Below are 18633 nucleotides of genomic sequence, written 5' to 3'. Positions count from 1 at the left end.
TCCTCATGAACGACAGCACGCCTGATGTCCCCACGGCCGACGAGGCCGCCGAGAACCTGAGCGCTGCTCCCGAGCAGGACGTGACCGCACAGCCCGCCGCGCACGCTCCCGCCGGTCCCGAGGAGAACGACGTCCCGGACGACGAAGCACCTCTCGCGCGCTCCGCCGGCGAGGCCGATGGCGCAGCTGACAGCGGTGCAGCCGGCAACGGTGCTACCGACGACGGTGCTGCCGAGACGTCCGTTCCTGCCCCCACCACGGATGACGCCGCGGACGAGACCGCTGAGGCCACTCCGGCCGAGACCTCGGAGGAGCGGATGCGCCGGCTCGAGGAGGAGGGCGACATCGCCGCCGACTACCTCGAGGAGCTGCTGGATATCGCGGACCTCGACGGGGACATCGACATCGACGTGGACGGCGACCGCGCCTCCGTGGAGGTCGCGGGTGCTGATCGCCTCGCGGCGCTGAACCGACCCAAGGGCGAGCTGTTGGACGCGCTGCAGGAGCTCACGCGCCTGGCGGTGCAGTCCCGGACCGGCAATCGCTCCCGTCTGATGCTGGACATCGGCGGATTCCGTGCCGAGCACAAGGGCAGCCTCGAGGAGCTCGCCGAGAAGGCTGTCTCGGAGGCCAAGGAGGGGGGCGCCGCGATCCCGCTGCGCCCGATGAACCCCTTCGAGCGCAAGGTCGTCCACGACGTCGCCAAGCGCGAGGGTCTGCGGTCCGAGTCCGACGGTGACGGCAAGAACCGCCACGTCGTGATCTACCCGGCCTCCTGAGGCGTCCGGTGCTGCCCCTTCCCGATCCCCTGCGCCCGTCGGCGGAGCGTCTGTTCGCAGACCGTCTCGACCTGGCGGAGCGCTTCGCGAGCATGCTCGCCGAGCAGGGACCCGAACGCGGTCTCATCGGGCCCCGCGAGGTCGACCGGCTCTGGGGACGACACATCCTCAACTGCGCCCTCATGGCCGACGCCATCGATCCGTCGGCACGCACTCTCGCCGACATCGGCTCCGGCGCCGGCCTTCCCGGTGTGGTCCTCGCGATCGCCCGCCCCGACCTGACGGTGACGCTCGTGGAGACCATGCAGCGACGAGCCACCTGGCTCGAGGAGGTCGACGCCGAGCTCGGCCTCGGCCTCGAGGTCGTGCGCTCCCGCGCCGAGGACCTCCATGGCGAGCGGACGTTCGACGTCGTGACCGCTCGGGCGGTGGCGGCGCTGGACAAGCTCTCCCGCTGGACCCTTCCGCTGGTGGCCGAGGGCGGGGAGCTGCTGGCGATGAAGGGCGGGTCTGCGGCCGAAGAGGTCGACAGGGCCACCAAGGCCCTGACGAAGCTGGGCGGCATCGATCCGCGCATTGCGCAGTACGGGATCGGTGAGGTCGAGGTTCCCACTACAGTGGTCCACGTGCGTCGCCGTGCACAGGCGACCAGGAAGGGAGAGGCCCGTGGCTGAACAGCACGAAGACTCCTCCCCAGGACGAGGTGCAATGGAAGACACTCCGCTGATGCGCGAGCTCGCCAGAGATCACGCACGCCGCAAGAAGCTCGATGGCGTCCAGTTCGGCGCCCCGGAGTCGACCCGGATCATCACGATCGCCAACCAGAAGGGCGGCGTCGGCAAGACCTCGACGACCGTGAACATGGCAGCGGCCCTGTCCATGGGCGGACTGCACGTGCTGGTCATCGACGCGGATCCGCAGGGGAACACCTCCACCGCGCTGGACATCGAGCACCACGCCGACGTCCAGAGCATGTACGAGGTGCTCGTGGAGTCCGCTCCGCTGGCGGACGTGGTCCAGGACGTCCCGGACATGCCGCGGCTGCAGTGCGCGCCGGCCACGATCAACCTCTCCGGCGCGGAGATCGAGCTGGTCTCCCTGGTGGCCCGTGAGAACCGACTGCGCAACGCGATCCGTGACTACCTCGATCACCGCGACTCCGAAGGGATGCCCCGCCTGGACTACGTGCTGATCGACTGCCCGCCGTCGTTGGGCCTGCTGACCGTGAACGCACTGGTCGCGGCCCGCGAGGTGCTGATCCCGATCCAGGCCGAGTACTACGCGCTCGAGGGCCTGAGCCTGCTCCTGAACAACATCGATCTGATCCGCCAGCATCTCAACCCCGAGCTGGTGGTCTCCTCGATCATGCTGACCATGTACGACGCCCGAACCCGGCTCGCCGCACAGGTCGCACAGGACGTCCGGGAGCACTTCCCGGAGCAGACCCTGGAGACGACGATCCCCCGCTCCGTGCGTATCTCGGAAGCCCCGAGCTATGGGCAGACGGTGCTCACGTACGATCCGAGTTCGAGCGGCGCCCTGGCCTACCGGGCCGCCGCCCACGAGCTCACCATCCGACCCGCCCCATGACAGCACCCTCGAGGCACAGTCGCGACGACGCCCCGCGTGCCTCAGGACCATCCCCTGCTGAACAACACTTTCCGGAAGGACAACGGCCATGACGCAGAAGCGAGGACTCGGTCGAGGACTCGGCGCCCTGATCCCGGGCGCTGGTTCGAGCCCCGCTCCGGAGCAGGAGCTGCGCACCCGCGCGCAGCGAGCGTCCGCCACTGATCAGGCACCGTCGAGCACTCGTCCGGTGGACATGTTCTTCTCCGGGGAGAAAGCTTCCGAGGGCCAGGACTACCCACAGCGGGACCGGGGCGCTCGCACGGATCTGGCGGGCGAGATGGCACGGGCGGCCGCCCAGCGCCGCGGCCGTGGCGCATCGACCCGGGCGACGACCTCCCGTGGCTCCGCGTCGTCCACGGAGGGATCGACCGAGGCCCCTGAGAGCCCGGAACCCGCCAAGCCCGCCCGCGCGCGCACCACGAGCAAGGCCGGTTCGTCCTCGAAGACGTCCTCGTCGAAGTCGTCCTCGTCGAAGGCGTCGACCACGAAGGCGTCATCCACGAAGGCGCCATCCACGAAGTCCCGGACGACGAAACCGTCGTCCACGAAGTCCTCGTCCACGAAGTCCACGTCCACGAAGTCCACGGCAGCGAACGCGGTCCCTGCAGAGTCCGAGGCGCCGAAGATCGCGTCAACGACACCGACTCCTGCGCAGAGCGCGGCCTCCGAGAAGCCCGCTGCTGCGAAGCCTGCTGACGCGAAGGCGACAGACGCGACGGCCACTGACGCGAAGGCCGCTCCTGCAGACCCGGAGCCGAGTTCGGACACCCCGTCGGCAGCAGCAGCCACGAGCTCAGCATCACAGAGCGCCTCGGAAAGTGAGTCACCGTCGGCCGTCGCGGTGGAGCGGACATCTGATCCGGCTGTCGACCTCGAGGCCGTGCAGCCGGCTCCGGCTGCTGCTGAAGTGGCACAGCCTGAAGAGGTCGACGCGACACCGCCCGCCTCTGAAGAGACCCCCTCGGACGCGGGAACCGCTGCCGACGGGATCGGCCGCCAGGAGCTGGTGAGCGTCCCCGGCGCCGAGTTCGCCGAGATCCCGATCCATGAGATCCGGGAGAACCCGCGGAACCCGCGCACGATGTTCGATGACGACGAGCTCGACGAGCTCGCCTTCTCGCTGCGTGAGGTCGGCGTTCTGCAGCCCGTCGTCGTGCGGCCGATCCCCGTCACCGACGAAGGTGAATCCTTCGAGCTGGTCATGGGTGAACGGCGCTGGCGGGCGGCCCGTCGCGCCGAGCTGACCGCGATCCCTGCGATCATCCGCGAGACCAGCGACGATGACCTGCTCCGTGACGCCCTGCTCGAGAACCTGCACCGTGCGCAGCTGAACCCGCTGGAAGAGGCGAACGCCTACCAGCAGCTGCTGGAGGACTTCGGCTGCACCCAGGACGAGCTGGGTGAACGGATCGGTCGCTCGCGTCCGCAGATCACCAATACGCTGCGCCTTCTGCGCCTGCCCGCACTCGTGCAGCGTCGACTGGCGAGCGGTGCCCTGAGCGCCGGTCATGCCCGAGCCCTTCTCTCCCTGGACGATCCTGCCCTGATGGAGGAGCTCGCTCAGCGGATCGTCAGCGAAGGCCTGTCGGTGCGTGCGGTCGAGCGGTTGGTGGCTCGCGGCGGGCAGCAGGCCCCTGCCCGCACGATTCGACGCACGACCTACGATCCCCATGTGGTTGACCTGACCAGCCGGCTGTCGAACCGGCTGGAGACGCCTGTTCGCATCGACGTGGGCAAGCGCAAGGGCAAGATCACGCTGGAGTTCACGAATCTCGAGGATCTGGATCGTTTGATCGATTCGATGGGTCTGGCTGTTCCGGTCACGAGCTCCGATGAGGACTCCGAGGACTGATCAGCGCGAAGTTGGACTGACAGCGAAGAGGGGCCGGCGGAATCGCCGGCCCCTCGTCTGTGTCCTGGAGGGTGGTGCTCTGTAGGGGCCTTGCTCGGGGCGTGATTCTTCGGGCCAGCACCCCGCGGACCGCGGGGTGCTGGCCCTGATACACGCCGGGAGGTATGCGGGCAGCGCGAGTGCTCCGTGCTTCTGCCGGGTGGGAGTGGTCCCCGACGGCACGGAGAGGCAAAGGGTGTGGCGAGCGTCACATGTGGCTTCAACCAGCTGTATGTGACGTTGATTCCCGACCTGTCACAACCGTGCTGGCCCGTCTCGGAGAACCGTTAGCCACGGTCGCCCGGTGAACGTGACGCCTCGGCCGGGAGTCAGATTGTGGATAGCCTGTTGAGATCCCGCCGCAGGTGGGAGTGGGATTCTTCGAGTTATCCACCGATGTGTACACAACTGTGGATTGAGCCCCAGCGGCCGTCACTAGGTGCTTCAGCTTCCGTGTTTTCTGGTTGATCCGGTCCCAGCCGGGGCGTCACCTCGCATCTGCTAGGTGAGAGTTTCGCGTGGAACTCTCTAGTTGCCGGGCGACGCGGTGCTCCTCGGGCACGGCCGTTTGACGTGAAACGCCTATCTGCTCCAACGCTGCTGATGGTGAGGTTCGCCTTCGGGCGCAGGTGCGGAGGCATCGCTCCAGGGCTGTTGAACCAGACGCCGAGCGGAGAGCTTTGAGCCCAACAGAACTCAACGGTTTCCCGTGGAACCTAGGGCACGGCGAAGACTCTCGGCGCCGATGACGACTCCTGGTGTTTCACGTTGAACTTCGATTGGGCTCCGTAGCGAGCATGATGATCCCAGTCGATGGTCGTTATCGATGGGTAGGTTCCAACTCTTCTTCGTATGTGTGCGACTGTCGACCCTGCTCAACGGAGCACCAGGGCGGCCATGTGCCACGTGAAACCATGCAGTTCGTCCTAGAGGCGCTGTGACGCCGAGCTCCAGCGGCAGTTTCCCGTGAAACGTATTCCTAGTACGTCGACCAGTCCCATCTGGGTCAAGAGCCGCGAGAACCTCAAGTCGGCACACCTTGCGATGTCGTTCGGCTGATGCTCGTTGCGTCCCGAAGATCTGCTGATTCGGAATTGGACCAGCGTGTGGGATGACAGTTCCACGTGAAACGGAGCATCCTTGCGTCTTGCCCCGAGTACGGAGAGAACGGTTGATCTGCCGACGACGTTTCCCGTGAAACTGGACGATGAGCAGTGCATGCCGGTAGAGGGCATGCACGTATTCCCTTGTAGCCAAGGGGTGGGCGCACCGACGCCGTTGGGCCACAGAAGAACTACCCCGCGAACTGAGGATACTGACAGCGCCTGATTCGAGTTGCACGTGAAACTCGAAGCATGTGTCGATAGTGCCGCGGGGCGGTTTGCTGGAACCCCTGCCCCGCCCGGTCGTCAAAAGGTGTGGCCTCACCAGACCATTTGCGCCGCCAGTTGTTTCACGTGAATCTCGTGTGCAGCGCTCGTACAACTGCATGGGCAGTGGTGACGAGCCTTCGCATGAGTGACCGGATGTCTTCCCTCGCCGACTGTGTACGCAGGACGGGGTAGAACACGGGGAGAGTAGTCCTCCCCGTGTTTCACGTGTAACGCTGCAACGTCTCCAAAGTCCCCGATCCATGTTCCTATGCAGAGAACCCGTAGATCGGGCAGCGAGCCCCCGTCTGTGTCAAGGTGTCATGCGCCGTGGCGTCATGACGACCTGTGGCCTTCGTAAGACCTGAGATTCCCGTGAAACGCTACTGGGGCTCGGTCGGCGCCATCGCTGCGAACAATGTGGTGTTCGGTGCTCGAGGGTTCTCTCAGGACTCTCGTATTGATCGTCGAATACAGAGTGCATGGGAGTGGGTCGGTTCAGCGTGGAGTACGACATGGACTCGCTCTGGACGTGGCTCTGAACCGGGACTTGGGTCAGCAGTCGGAACTGGGCCTGAGATCTAGGCCGTAAGCGCCGCTGTACTTGGAGTGAGGGACAAGGCTGCGGCTCCTCACCCGGTTCACGTGAAACGTGCTCGATGCGTTCACCGTGAACCCATCGGCGCCAGCTGGTGCTTCGTGCGTCACCGAATGCCCACTATCGGGACCACATCCCTCTCACGAACGGGAGCTACCGCGGTGGCAAGACGGCTCGGTTCCACATGAAACACGCTGCGGGCGTGCTGTGTCGGCAGCTGCGAGAGGCGGCCTACGGTGTGGCTGGGCTTTCCAGCGGAGATTGTGAGGTGAACAATTTGTCGCGGTCCAAGGCTGATTCGCTTCGTGTTCCCGCATGAAGATGCTGGGAACGGGGCGGGCAGGTTTCACGCGAAACGCGCCGCGCTGGCACAGCGGGCTGTGGACGCGGTGACACCGGATTCGGAGGATGAACAGAATCTGGCCATTCGATGGCTGAGGAGCTTCGGCCCTCCATGCTCCGGGCCCACGTGAACCTCGTCCGTTCGATACGGGAAGTAATGACTGCCCCCGAGACCATTTCGACGGGTGAACCGACCCCGCACGTGAAGCTCCTCAATCGACTGCCGAGTCTCCGTCCTCGACGGAAGTTCACTGGAGCCTCACGGCCGCAGTCTGCGCGCTCCTCGCGTTATGCACACTGTGCGCAACCTTGTGGAAAACCGAAATCCGACATGTGACTGGCATCACAGTTAGTGCCACATCGACAACAAGTCGATTCGCGCCGAATGTGGCCGAAGATCAGCGTTCGCCCTGGTCATCTATATATTCAGTGACGTTGTCGCGATCTTCTCGCCGTCTCGTTGTCCACAGTGTGCTGTGGACAACTATGTGTATGGAGCCGCGTCGTGGTGTGGATATCAATGTGGACAACTATGTGCACAAAGCTGTCTCTGCACGTCAAGCGCTGCAGGCGTCGTCAGTTTGACAGAGCGCTCGACGTCGACATTCCGGGCTTCAGTCAGATGGTGCAAAGGGATCCGGCCGTCATGGTGCGGCGGTCATGCGTCCGTGTCTGCGACATCCGGGCCGAAGTCGCGAGCGACCTCGTGTTTCGGAAGAGCTCCCCTGCGTCGTGTCGTGATCCTCCACGTTCCGGCAAGGACTGTCCGTTCGCCCGTGCTGGACGTGACAGTGAGGTTGCGGACCAGCAGATGCTCCTCGGAGCCGGCAGGACCGTCCGTAGTCGTAGTCGTTGTCGTCGCCGTGGCGACGCCCACCGGGACATCGGTCCACGCCGCAGCTGAGCCCGGTGCTGAGTGAGTTGTTGAGCCACCTGCTCGGCCAGGTTCTGCGCCAGCGGCTGCGCCCTCTGCCGAGTCCTCAGCGTCACGGGCGGAGAGACCGGACTCCGCGGTGGCGGAGCCGCTACGGGTTGCAGGCCTCGGGTTGTCGTCACTCGCGTTCGAGGGAGCATCGATGACGTGGACGTCGAGTCGAATGAGCCTCAGCCATGTGGGAACGACGTCGACAGCCAGGAGGTCGAGCAACGCGTCCTGGGATGCGTCGATGATGCCTGTTCGTACCTGGTCGCCCCAACGTCGGGAGAGTTCCCGCAGCACGGTCGCAGCCGGCCGGGCCGGCCCCGCCCAGTCGGCCGTCACCAGAACGACGGCGACGCTGGGCTCGGGCTGCGACGTCGAGGGGATGAGCGGGGACGGTGCGGAACCGGGCGGGGACGGTGCGGAACTGGGCGAGGACGGGGCGGGCCCGGTCGAGGATCGCGAGGAGGTGGACGGGGACGAGGATGCGTCGACGTCGATCTCCTCCATGGCTTGGACCTCCGGCCGGGAAGGCGCTCCCGGCATCCTCAGCGGTCGATCAGCGCCCGACGGGCGCCGCGTCGACGGCCACCGTCTCGGACGCTGCGGACTTCGCCAGCTCGTCGGCCAGGGCGGCCTGATCGGTCAGCCAGCGCTCCGCGTCCAGAGCAGCCTGGCAGCCGGAGCCTGCTGCGGTGATCGCCTGCCGGTAGGTGTGGTCGACGACGTCGCCGGCGGCGAACACCCCGGGCACCGAGGTGTAGGTGGAGCGTCCCTCGCAGAGGATGTACCCCTCATCGTCGAGGTCGACCTTGCCGCGCAGCAGGTCGGTGCGCGGCAGGTGGCCGATGGCCTCGAAGACGGCGGAGGTCGGCATGACGCGCTCCTCCCCGGTGACGGTGTCGCGCAGTGTCACGGAGTCGACCTTCTCCGCGCCGTTGATGCTCACGACCTCGCTGTTCCACGCGAAGGTCAGCTTCTGATCCGCCTCGGCCCGGCGGGCCATGATCTTCGAGGCGCGCAGTTCGTCGCGGCGATGCACCAGGGTCACGGACTTGCCGAAGCGGGTCAGGAAGGTGGCTTCCTCCACGGCGCTGTCGCCGCCGCCGATGACGACGATGTCCTGATCCTTGAAGAAGAAGCCGTCACAGGTGGCGCACCAGCTGACGCCCTTGCCCGAGAGCTCCTTCTCGCCGTCGACGCCGAGCTCGCGGTACGCGGAACCGGTGGACAGGATGATCGACTTGGCTCGGTACACGGTGCCGTCGTCCAGCGTGACCGTCTTGATCTCGCCCTCGAGCTGAAGATCCACGGCATCGTCGTAGATGACCTCTGCACCGAACCGCTCGGCCTGCTCCTGCATGGTGGCCATGAGCTCCGGGCCCTGGATGCCGTTGGCGAAGCCCGGGAAGTTCTCGACGTCGGTGGTGGTCATGAGCGCGCCACCGGCATCCAGCGCACCCGCGATGACGATCGGCTTCATCTCGGCGCGGGCCGTGTAGATCGCGGCGGTGTAGCCGGCGGGGCCGGAGCCGACGATGACGACCTCGTGGATGGTCTCGTCACCGGAGATCTCGGGAGCGGTGGCCGGGGCAGCGGCCGGAGCGGACGCCGCAGGGGCGCCGAGGATGTTCAGGGCCTGGATGGGCTGAGACATGTCAGGGATGTCCTTCCGTGGGGGTCGTCGTGGGTCGTCGGCAGTCAGCGGGAGGACCGCGATCAAGTATGGGCTATGGGGAGGGACGGGGCCGGGGACGGAACCAGGCTCACAGGGAGCCGATCATCACCTCTCCGGACCACAGCCTCAGCTCGGCCGGATCGGTGGCGTCGGACGCTTGGCTCCCGCACTCGGGTGTCACGACGGTGGCGGAGACCGTGCCGCCGTTGGCCTGCAACGTCTCGCGGTCCATCGGACCGTGCACGAGCAGCCAGGCCGGCGTCTCGTCGGCGTTCCATGCCACCTCCTCCATGATGAGGATCGATTCCGGGATCCCCTGCTGTCTCAGGCAGGCCGAGGGATCGAAGCTCGTCGGCGGCTGGATCATGCCGGCGTCGACGAGCCTCTGCACCTCGGTTCCGATGCTGCCTTCATTGATAACGGGAACACCGGACGAATTCTTCCCGGCCCCTGCCGCGGAGTCGACCGAGGAGGAGACGGTGCGCGCACGATTGGCGGTCGACTGCTCGAGAGCGACCGTGAGCTGCACGCCGAGGAGAGCCGAGATGACGAGGGCGATCAGCACCACGTGAATAGGGACGCCGAGCATCGTGGCAAAACGTGAGCGTCGCCTCGCTCTCTGACGGCCGGCGGACGACGGGACCGAATCCCGTCGTCGCGGCCGTGAGCTGCGGGGCACCTTCGGCGTCATTCCGCGGTGATCTCGGCGATCCGGGCGCGGAAGCGGCCCGCCTCGTTGCTGTCCGGAGGCAGCTCGGGGATGTACAGGGCGACCTTCTCCGCATCGACCGGCTTGTCGGGCTCCAGGCGCACCTCCCCGTCGCCGGCGAACTCACCCGTGGCGAGGACGTCGCCGAGGGAGCCGTCATCCTTCACGGCGCGCAGCTCGAGGGTGCCGCCGGTGTTGCGGGCGGTGGTCACGGTGAGGGCGGTGAGCTTCGACTTCTCGGCGAACGACAGCTCGAGGACGACCCCGTCCTTGATGCCGCCGTAATCCGGGCTGGCGTAGTGCTGCGTCGACCAGAACGTGGCCGGATCTCCGTCGGTGAGACGGTCCTGCTGGTCAGTGTGGTCGGGCTCCCCGCCACCTTCGGCGGACAGCTCGACCCCGGAGATCTCCGGGACGGGGAGCTCGGGCTTCTTCGGAGGCTCCTTCGTGGGCTCCACGGGGGCCTCGCCGGACTCCGTCGCCTCGGGCGTGGTCGGCGCGGCCTTGGTCTCCAGCGGGTCCGAGATCCTGTCCCGCAGGCCCGAGGTCGCAGTGGTCACGGCGAACACGGCGGCGATGATCGTCAGCAGCACCGCACCGGCGATGATCCACTGGGACTGCCGGGAGCGCTCCTCCGGGGCACGGGGGCCGAGGGCATAGGTGCTCGGATCATCGGAATCCACGGCAACGCTGACCACGTCACGCAGGAGCGAGCTGCGCATGGAGGGGGTGGTGGTCTCCTCCGGTTCCTGATCGTCCCCGGTCCGATCCCGCCCACGCACCACGATCGGGCCCGTGCGGGCCGGCGCGACGGGCTCGGTGCGGCCGAGGACAGGCACTGCGGCCGACGGTGCGGCCGCCATGTCGGACCCGTCGTCCTCCGGAGCCTGCTGGGGGGTCTGCGCGGCGGCGCGCTGCGTCGGGTCACCCCGATGCCGCGACGGATGCTGAGCGGTTGCGCCGGCGGTTCCGTCAGCGCCGCCTGTTCCACCTGCAGGGGCGAGCGGCTGGTGAGATCCGCCAGCTGACGAGGTGGACGGGGCAGACGAGGTGGACGAGACGGACGCTGCATCGGCAGGGTGCGAGGCCGACGAGGCGAGAGCCCCTGCCCCCGCGGCGGCAGCCGCACCGGCACCGAGAGCGGGAAGAGCTGCGGTCTCTTCCTGCACCGACGATGCCGACTGGTCCGCGGACTCGGATCCTCGCGCTGACCTGCTCGGGTCCTCGGTGCTCCTGTCCGGGATGCCCTCGCCCAGGGTGTCCTGGGACGCCGGCTCGACGGGTGCTGCGACCTCCAGATGTCCGGGGAACGGGCTGGTTCCGCGCTTCTGATCGAGGCGGAGCTCCTGGACGATCGCCTTGGCGTCGGCCGACTGGCGCGCGGACTCCTCGGCGGCCTGTCGAGCACTCTCCTGGGCAGCAGCCGAGGCGCGGGCCTCTTCTGCGGCCTGGTCCGCGGCAGATTCGTCAGCAGCAGCCTGATCAGCGGCAGCGTGGTCACCAAGGGGCTGGTCTGCCCCCGCGGGGTCGGCAACCGCCTGGTCGTTCATCGCCTGGGCGTCCGCAGCCTCCGCGGAGGTGCCCCCGGTCGACGTGCCCCCGGCACGGGAGGCGACGGCACCAGCGGCGCCCACCGCCCCGGCCGCTCCGACGAGACCGGCGGTCGGCCGGACGACAGTGTCCTCGGTGTCGGTGTCGGTGTCGGTGTCGGTGTCGGTGTCGGTGTCGGCGTCGGTGTCGTCCTCGGCGAGCTCGGCATCCGCAGTCTTCCCGGGCGCCGCTGGCGCCCCGGTGCTGACGGCGGCGCCGGACGCCGACCGCACGACGGTGTCGTCGGTATCGCTGGTGTCGGTGGCGTTCTCGAGGTCCCTGGCGTCGGCGGTGTTGTCGGCGCGCGCGGTGCTGCCGGCGTCGGCGGTGCCTCCGGTCGCGGCGGGCCGTGCCGCTGCCGCCTGGGGGTAGGCCTCGAGGGTGACCGGGATCGACTGCCAGGGCTCGAGCGCCGAGATCAGCTCGCGCGTGGTCTCGGGGACGTCGTCGGCCGATTCGTTGAGCACCAGGTCGCACAGCAGATCGAGGTCCGCAGGGATCGGCGAGTCGACGAGGGTCGAGGGCAGCGGCACCAGCCCGGACGGGCCGTGCTTCGGGGTCTTCCCCGTCAGGGCGCGGTAGAGCAGGGCGACCAGTGCCGCGGTGTCCTGGAAGGAGGCGACTTCACGGGAGCGGTCCAGGCCGGGGTGCGAGGCGGCCTCCACCCCCATCCCGAGCACGACGACCTCTCCGGAGCGGGTGTTGACGAAGAGTCGGTTCGAGTCGAGGAACTGATGGCGCACCCCGCGACGGCGAGCTGCTTCGAGGCCGGATGCGGCCTCGCCGATGATCGACCGGGCGGTCTCCGGATGCAGGCTCGTCGAGCCCAGCAGCGCGGCGAGCGGTGGCGCTGTCGGCACCGGGTACTCCACGACCGTCGTCGGCCCGTTCCCGGCAGGAGCACCGGTCCCGTCGTCCGCGGGTCCGTCGTCAGAGGTTCCGTCGTCCCCGGTCTTGTCCGCCCTGGTCCTGTCGTCCCGGGGGTCGTCGAGCACGACGATCTCGCGGACGGGCAGCAGGTGGGGGTCATCGACCAGATAGGCGCGGCGCACGGCGTCGGCCGCTTCGAGGGCGGTCTCGCCCTGCACGATGAAGAGCACGACGCTCTCCCCGGTGGCCACGGTGCGGGCGCGATGCCACACAGCGCCGTCGGCGACGCCGGCCAGGGGGATCTTCCCCTCGAGCGTCCACCGAGAGCGCAGGGTGTCCTCTAGCGAGATCGTGTTCACGAACCGTCCTTATCCTCGTCGTGCGGGCGTGCGACCGTCACGAGCGTCTTCCATGCTACGAGGTCACGGGCCGGCCGCGACGCGCCAACCGGGTCACGACACGCTGTACCTGCCCGACCAGCATGTGCACCTCGCTCATCTTCAGCAACCATCCGACGGTGGTGAACACCCCCGCCATCACCATTCCGATGACCGCTCCGATCAGCACCGCTACCAGGCGGTGCGACCAGATCACGTCGTCGAGGAGCGCGACCAGGCCCGCGCCGACCGCCCAGCTGAGCACGGTGGCGGCCAGGAGCTTGCCCGCCGCGATCGCTCCGATGCGGATGCTCGGCGGTGTGGTGCCGAGCCGGCTCGCGTGCCGTCGCAGCTGCCACATCCCGAGCAGCCAGGCCACGAGGTTCCCGAGGCTGGTGCAGGCTGCCGCGGTCATCGTCGCCCACATCGGGTCGACCGTGAGCAGGATGACCGGGATCGCCGCGAGGCTGATCACGGTGATCGGGATCTGCGAGAGGAAGGGCGTGCGCGCGTCCTCGTAGGCGTAGAACACCCGCTTGATCAGGTACAGCGAGGCGAAGGGAACCAGGCCCAGCATGTAGGCGACCAGCACGTTGCCGTTGGCGCGGGCACCGATCTCGCCGGTGCCGCCGCCGATCACCCACATGATCGGTCCCGCCAGAGCGATGAACACGGCCACGCACAGCATCATCGGGATCGCGAGCAGACGGTTGGTCTCCGCGTACCGGGCGAGGGCGCCGGCGTGGTCTCCGTCGACCGCGCGCCGGGAGATCGTCGGGAAGACGGCCGTGACCACGGCGACCGCGATGATCCCCTGCGGGATCATGAAGGCCATGTAGGCCCAGTCCAGGCTGAGCAGCCCGGGATAGCGGGCCGCCTGCTCGGGGTGGTCGCGGAGCTTCTCGGTCATGAAACCGGCGCGGGCGGTGGACCAGCGCGTGGCCCACACGCCGAGCTGGCCGAGGCCCAGCATCGCGAGGGTCCACAGACCGATCTTGGAGAGCTTGCCCAGCCCGAGACCGCGGAATCCCCAGCGCGGCCGCAGCCGCAGATCGAGCTTCTTGACGTACCAGAACAGGAACACGACCTGCGCGGCCGAGCCGCCGACATTGATCGCCGCCATCGCGATGATCATCGGCAGGGTCCACTCCGCGGGAGCGCCGACCTTGCCCCACATGCCCAGGAACAGGGCGGCTCCGACGATGCCCACCAGGTTGTTGAGCACCGGGGCCCACTGGTACGGACCGAAGGAGTCCTGGGCGTTGAGCAGCTGCCCGCACATCACGTACAGCGCCGAGAAGAAGACCTGCGGCATCATCCAGTAGCCGAGCTGCACGGCCAGGGCGTAGGTCTCCGGAGGCAGCACACCGCTGGTCAGGGGCAGCAGGAGCGGGACCCCGAGCATGCAGATCACGGTGATGGCCAGGGAGACCGTCGCGACGAGGGTCATGAGGCGGGAGATGTAGTCGCTGCCCCGGTCCGGGCGCTTGACGGCCCGCACGATCGCGGGGACCAGGATGGCGTTCAGGGTGCCGCCGCCCACGAGCAGCCAGACGGTGTTCGGGAGAGTGTTCGCGGCGCTGAACGAGCTGGCGGCGGCGGACGTGGACCCGGCGAGGATCACGCCGAACATGAAGTTGCGGACGAAGCCCAGCAGGCGGGAGACCGTGGACCCGGCGGCCATCAGCACGCTGGCCTGCATGAGCTTCGAACGGCTGGAGGGCACGCCGTGACGGCGATGGCGCGGGACGTGCTGCACACGGAGGGCGGAGCTCATGGGCGGTCCTCCTCACGGGGGTCGGTGTCGGGGTCAGAGACGGTGTCGGTGTCGGTGTCGGGCGGGCTGGGTGGTTCCTTGGCGCGTTCGGACCAGATCGCCGCGACCGTGCCGGTGTCGGCCGTGGACAGGCCGGTTCGGGACAGCTCGACCGGGTCCTCCGGACCATGAGCCGCCGGGGCACGGGTCGAGGCGCCGGTGTGCCGGGCACGGGCGACGCCCACGATCACCAGCACGCCCATCGCGATGACCACCACGAGCGTGGTCCAGTTCTCCCAGGCCGGGTTGACCGTCAGGGGCACGGTGACCGGCTCGGTGAGGACCTGGCCGTCCTCCGAGGTGAGCACCGTGGTCAGGGTGACCGTCCCGTTGGCGACCGCCTCGACCGGGACGGTCGCATCGACCTGGCTGCGCGCGGGGACCTCGACGGCCTCGATGTCACCGATCTGCACCAGCGGACGGTCCGACGTCACCCGGGTGCTCACCGTGATCGGGGTGTCGAGGCCGTTGGAGATCGTGACCGGCACGCCCACGGAGTCCGAGATCAGGTTGTACCCGGACGCGGGGACCACCTTGATCTTGCCCTGCATCTCGGTGGTCGCGGTCTTCGCGCTCTGCTCGAGCTCCGCGGAGCGCTCCGGGTTCCCCCGCCAGAGCCGTGACGTGCTGGCGAGCAGCTCGAGCCGCGGCACTTCCAACGAGGAGTCGTCGTCCATCACGGAGGCGAGCGTGTCCAGGTGCGACCACGTGTCCCCGGCGCCGGTGAGCACGGAGGGCTCGAGGAGCTCCGGGTCGGTGACCGCGTCCAGGTGCTCCCAGCGACCGTCGGCCCCCGGGCCGGAGGGCAGCAGGTCGTCGCCGCTGACACGGCCCAGGGCGAACGGGTCGCCGGAGTCGTCCTGGGCGTGGGTGGTCCACGCCCGCTTCGTGGCGGCGGTGAGCAGCGAGTCCGTCGACCCGGTCGTGATCCAGGGGGCCTCGGCGAACGCATCGAGAGCGGCTCCGGCCGCCGTGGCATCGAGCTCTGCGGCGGCGTCCGGGCTGATGAGCAGATGGCGAGGAGCCGTCGTGTACTCCGAGGCGATCGTGGCGGTCTCCGCGAGCAGTCGCTGCTGGGTCTGCTCGGTATCGGAATCGGCGGTGAGCTGGGAGAACTCGTCCGAGAGCACGGGGTCCGGTGCGAGCAGCGGCAGCTCGGAGCCGCTGCCGTCCTCGGATTCGTAGACGCCGAACGAGCTCGGGGTCACGGTCGAGGCGACATCCTGCTCCAGGGAGGTCGCGGGGACGATGGCCGCGTCCGCGCCGGCATCGACCAGCTGCTGGAGGGACTCGGCGCCGACCGTCGACCCGTCGAGCGCCATCGCCGTCCCGCGGGGATCGATGCCGGTCGCTTCCCAGGTGGCCTGCGCACGCTCGGTGGCGGCGCTGCTCATCGTGGTCGACCCGGCCTCCTCGAGGCTCACGAGGTCCGCCTGGGCGTAGGGCATCGCGAGCACGGTGCGCTCCCCGACGCCTTCGGTGAGGGCCGTGGCGAGCTCGGCCGAGAGCTTGCCCTCGGCATAGGTCGGGACGGGATGGTCCGCGTCCTCCTCGGCCGTGTCGGCGTCCGGCGTCGGATCGACCGGGAGCTGCGGCGGGTCCAGCAGCGCAGGATCCAGCCACCAGTCGACGTCGTCGCGCAGGGCGAGGGCGCGGGTCGTGGCGAGGTGGCCCGACTCCAGGGACTGCTCGTTCGCCTCGGGGTCGGTGATCGCCGCCGCGGGGTCGCGAGAGGCCACGGGCAGCAGGACGGACTGGGTGATCGTGGCGTCGACGTCGGCCGGACGCCACACCACGAAGGAGCGGATGGCCCCCTGCGGGTCCTCGCCGGCGACGGCGGTCAGGGAGATCCGGCGCGTTCCCCAGTAGTACGGAGCCTCGGAATAGCCGAGCTCCTCGGCGGTGGCCTCCACGGTGAGCGTCCGGGACGCGCCGGGAGCGAGGGCGGAGGGATTCTCGGAGGACGCGAGGGGTGCACCGGAGGTGTCCGCGCTCGTGTCAGCCTGCCACTCGGCGAGCACCGTCCGATCCGTGACCCGGGACGTGCGGGTGCGCAGCTCGAGCGCGACGTCCGGCAGCGGCTTCGAGGAGTTGTTCGTCACCTCGACCTCGGCTCTGAGCGTGCCGTCGGGACCCAGGGAGGTGGGGGTGAGGGAGACGAGATCCATGCTCACCGGGGCATCTGCGGCGGGCTGCGGCGGTGCTGACGGGGCAGCGGGCTCTGCGGGGACGCCGGCTGCGGGGGCAGCGGAAGCAGGGGTCGCCAAGCCGCCCACCAGCACCGATGAGGCAAGGAGCAGTGCCGTCAGCAGTGCCGCGAGCACCGGGCGCACGGGTAGCGGGGACGACGGCATGGTGACACTGTAAGCGGCCGCTACCGTAGAGGGGTTGCGGGCGCACGACACCCTCACATCGCGTCGACGCCGTGCCGCCCCTCTCTCCGACCCACGACAGGACCTCCTGTGATCGATCCCGCCGTCCCCGCCGACCCCCCCGGCCCCGCCGACCCCATCGGCCCTGCCGATCCCGCTGACGGGCCCGGCGCCGCCGCTGATCGTCTCGCCACCGCCCGGACCCGGTCCGAGCGCATGTTCCGGGCGCTCCCGGAGGAGATCCACGAGCTGGGCCGACGCTTCGAGGCCGCCGGCTTCGAGCTCGCCCTGGTGGGCGGCCCGGTCCGCGATGCGGTGCTCGGCCGGTCGAGCTCCGACCTCGACTTCACCACCGATGCCCGCCCCGACGACACCGACGCCATCCTGCGCTCGTGGACCCGTGACGGCGCGATCTGGGACATGGGCCGCGATTTCGGCACCCTGGGCGGCGTGCGCAACGGCGTGAAGGTCGAGATCACCACCTATCGCACCGAGTCCTACGACCCCACCAGCCGCAAGCCGCAGGTCGCGTACGGCGACACCCTGGAGGGCGACCTCTCCCGCCGCGACTTCACCGTCAACGCGATGGCGGTGCGGCTCCCCTCCCTCGAGCTCGTGGACCCCTTCGACGGGCTCGCCGACCTCTCCCGGACCGTGCTGCGCACCCCCGTCGGCCCGGAGCAGTCCTTCACCGACGACCCGCTGCGCATGATGCGCGCGGTGCGCTTCGTCTCCCAGCTCGGGTTCCGCATCGAGGACTCCACGGCCGACGCGATCGAGTCCCTCGCGGAGCGGATCACCATCGTCTCCGCCGAGCGCGTGCGCGAGGAGCTCGTGAAGCTCATGCTCGGCGCCCACCCCCGCGGTGGTCTCGAGCTGCTCGTGGAGCTGGGTCTGGCCGCCCATGTGCTGCCCGAGCTGCCGGCCCTGAGCCTGGAGATCGACGAGCACCACCACCACAAGGACGTCTACGAGCACACCCTCACCGTGCTGGACCAGGCCATCGACCTCGAGAGCCCCGCCGGCTCGGGAGGCCCGTGCGAGGCTCCTGACCTGGTGCTGCGGCTGGCCGCGCTGTTCCACGACATCGGCAAGCCGGCGACGCGGCGCTACGAGCCCGGCGGTGTGGTCACCTTCCGCTTCCACGAGACCGTGGGCGCGAAGATGACTGCGAAGCGGATGAAGGCGATGACCTTCGACAAGGACACCACCAAGAAGGTGGCGCGCCTGGTCGAGCTGCACCTGCGCTTCCACGGCTACGCCGAGGCGCCGTGGAGCGATTCGGCCGTGCGCCGCTATGTCACGGACGCTGGAGATCTCCTGCCGCATCTGCACCGGCTCACCCGCGCGGACGTTACCACCCGCAACCGTCGCAAGGCACGAGGGCTGGCGCGCGCCTATGACGAGCTCGAGGCACGCATCGACCATCTGGCCGAGCAGGAGGAGATCGGGCGGATCCGTCCCGACCTCGACGGGAACCGCATCATGGAGATCCTCGCGATCGGGCCAGGCCGTGAGGTCGGCGACGCCTACAAGCACCTGCTCGAGCTGCGCATGGAGCATGGCCCGCTCGGCGAGGACCGTGCCGTCGACGAGCTGAAGGCCTGGTGGGAGGCCCGCGACCAGGGCTGAGATCCGACAGCCGGGTCGTTACGCCCAGGTCGTGGATGTGAGTGAGGCCGCATGAGTC

At 68.7% G+C, this 18633-nt stretch carries 11 protein-coding genes; 5 read left to right on the top strand and 6 right to left on the bottom strand.

Features of this window, described 5'->3' with window-relative positions; all coding sequences use genetic code 11:
* Positions 1-5: 5 nt before the first annotated feature.
* From ACT3UL_RS16195 to ACT3UL_RS16185, 3 genes are read left to right on the top strand one after another with little or no spacing between them, the layout of a single operon-like run.
* Positions 6-779: a Jag family protein gene (locus ACT3UL_RS16195; protein ID WP_444579421.1), complete on the top strand. Its 774-nt coding sequence runs from the start codon at positions 6-8 to the stop codon at positions 777-779.
* 8 nt (positions 780-787) lie between these two features.
* Positions 788-1453 (top strand): 16S rRNA (guanine(527)-N(7))-methyltransferase RsmG, encoded by a 666-nt coding sequence (gene rsmG, locus ACT3UL_RS16190; protein WP_444579420.1) that lies wholly within the window; start codon positions 788-790, stop codon positions 1451-1453.
* A gap of 34 nt (positions 1454-1487) precedes the next feature.
* On the top strand, positions 1488-2369 hold the full coding sequence (locus ACT3UL_RS16185; protein ID WP_444579419.1) for a ParA family protein: 882 nt from the start codon (positions 1488-1490) through the stop codon (positions 2367-2369).
* Between the two features lie 273 nt (positions 2370-2642).
* On the opposite strand, the gene ACT3UL_RS16180 is transcribed toward ACT3UL_RS16185, so the two are convergent.
* Positions 2643-3200 carry a hypothetical protein gene (locus tag ACT3UL_RS16180; RefSeq protein ID WP_444579418.1) on the bottom strand — a complete coding sequence of 186 codons (558 nt, stop codon included), beginning with the start codon at positions 3198-3200 and terminating at the stop codon, positions 2643-2645.
* Between the two features lie 118 nt (positions 3201-3318).
* Between ACT3UL_RS16180 and ACT3UL_RS16175 the strand changes: the two genes are divergently transcribed.
* On the top strand, positions 3319-4263 hold the full coding sequence (locus ACT3UL_RS16175) for a ParB/RepB/Spo0J family partition protein (RefSeq protein ID WP_444579417.1): 945 nt from the start codon (positions 3319-3321) through the stop codon (positions 4261-4263).
* 3827 nt (positions 4264-8090) lie between these two features.
* On the opposite strand, the gene trxB is transcribed toward ACT3UL_RS16175, so the two are convergent.
* From trxB to ACT3UL_RS16150, 5 genes are all read right to left on the bottom strand, one after another.
* Positions 8091-9188 carry a thioredoxin-disulfide reductase gene (gene trxB / locus ACT3UL_RS16170; protein ID WP_444579416.1) on the bottom strand — a complete coding sequence of 366 codons (1098 nt, stop codon included), beginning with the start codon at positions 9186-9188 and terminating at the stop codon, positions 8091-8093.
* Between the two features lie 109 nt (positions 9189-9297).
* On the bottom strand, positions 9298-9798 hold the full coding sequence (locus ACT3UL_RS16165; RefSeq protein ID WP_444579415.1) for a hypothetical protein: 501 nt from the start codon (positions 9796-9798) through the stop codon (positions 9298-9300).
* 98 nt (positions 9799-9896) lie between these two features.
* Positions 9897-12737 (bottom strand): hypothetical protein, encoded by a 2841-nt coding sequence (locus ACT3UL_RS16160; RefSeq protein WP_444579414.1) that lies wholly within the window; start codon positions 12735-12737, stop codon positions 9897-9899.
* A 55-nt stretch (positions 12738-12792) separates the two neighbouring features.
* Positions 12793-14532 (bottom strand): murein biosynthesis integral membrane protein MurJ, encoded by a 1740-nt coding sequence (murJ, locus tag ACT3UL_RS16155; RefSeq protein ID WP_444579413.1) that lies wholly within the window; start codon positions 14530-14532, stop codon positions 12793-12795.
* A complete protein-coding gene (locus ACT3UL_RS16150) occupies positions 14529-16925 on the bottom strand; it encodes a DUF6049 family protein (RefSeq protein WP_444579412.1) in 2397 nt (798 codons plus the stop codon). The genes murJ and ACT3UL_RS16150 overlap by 4 nt, the downstream gene beginning before the upstream one ends.
* 234 nt (positions 16926-17159) lie before the next feature.
* On the opposite strand from ACT3UL_RS16150, the gene ACT3UL_RS16145 reads away from it, so the two are divergent.
* Entirely contained in the window at positions 17160-18575 is a 1416-nt protein-coding gene (locus ACT3UL_RS16145; protein WP_444579454.1) for a CCA tRNA nucleotidyltransferase, read from the top strand.
* Positions 18576-18633 lie beyond the last annotated feature (58 nt).

Origin of the sequence: Brachybacterium sp. 107 (genome assembly GCF_052379725.1) — a bacterium.
GTDB lineage: Bacteria > Actinomycetota > Actinomycetes > Actinomycetales > Dermabacteraceae > Brachybacterium.
Note: the sequence above shows the minus strand (reverse complement) of the source record. Positions and strands in the feature narration are given on the sequence as shown.

Excerpts from the sequence above, each read along its gene's own strand:
- ACT3UL_RS16195 (WP_444579421.1), top strand. The coding sequence starts at position 6 with ATGAACGACAGCACGCCTGATGTCCCCACGGCCGACGAGGCCGCCGAG.
- ACT3UL_RS16185 (WP_444579419.1), top strand. The coding sequence starts at position 1,488 with ATGGAAGACACTCCGCTGATGCGCGAGCTCGCCAGAGATCACGCACGC.
- trxB (WP_444579416.1), bottom strand. The coding sequence starts at position 9,188 with ATGTCTCAGCCCATCCAGGCCCTGAACATCCTCGGCGCCCCTGCGGCG.
- ACT3UL_RS16165 (WP_444579415.1), bottom strand. The coding sequence starts at position 9,798 with ATGCTCGGCGTCCCTATTCACGTGGTGCTGATCGCCCTCGTCATCTCG.
- murJ (WP_444579413.1), bottom strand. The coding sequence starts at position 14,532 with ATGAGCTCCGCCCTCCGTGTGCAGCACGTCCCGCGCCATCGCCGTCAC.
- ACT3UL_RS16150 (WP_444579412.1), bottom strand. The coding sequence starts at position 16,925 with ATGCCGTCGTCCCCGCTACCCGTGCGCCCGGTGCTCGCGGCACTGCTG.
- ACT3UL_RS16145 (WP_444579454.1), top strand. The coding sequence starts at position 17,160 with ATGTTCCGGGCGCTCCCGGAGGAGATCCACGAGCTGGGCCGACGCTTC.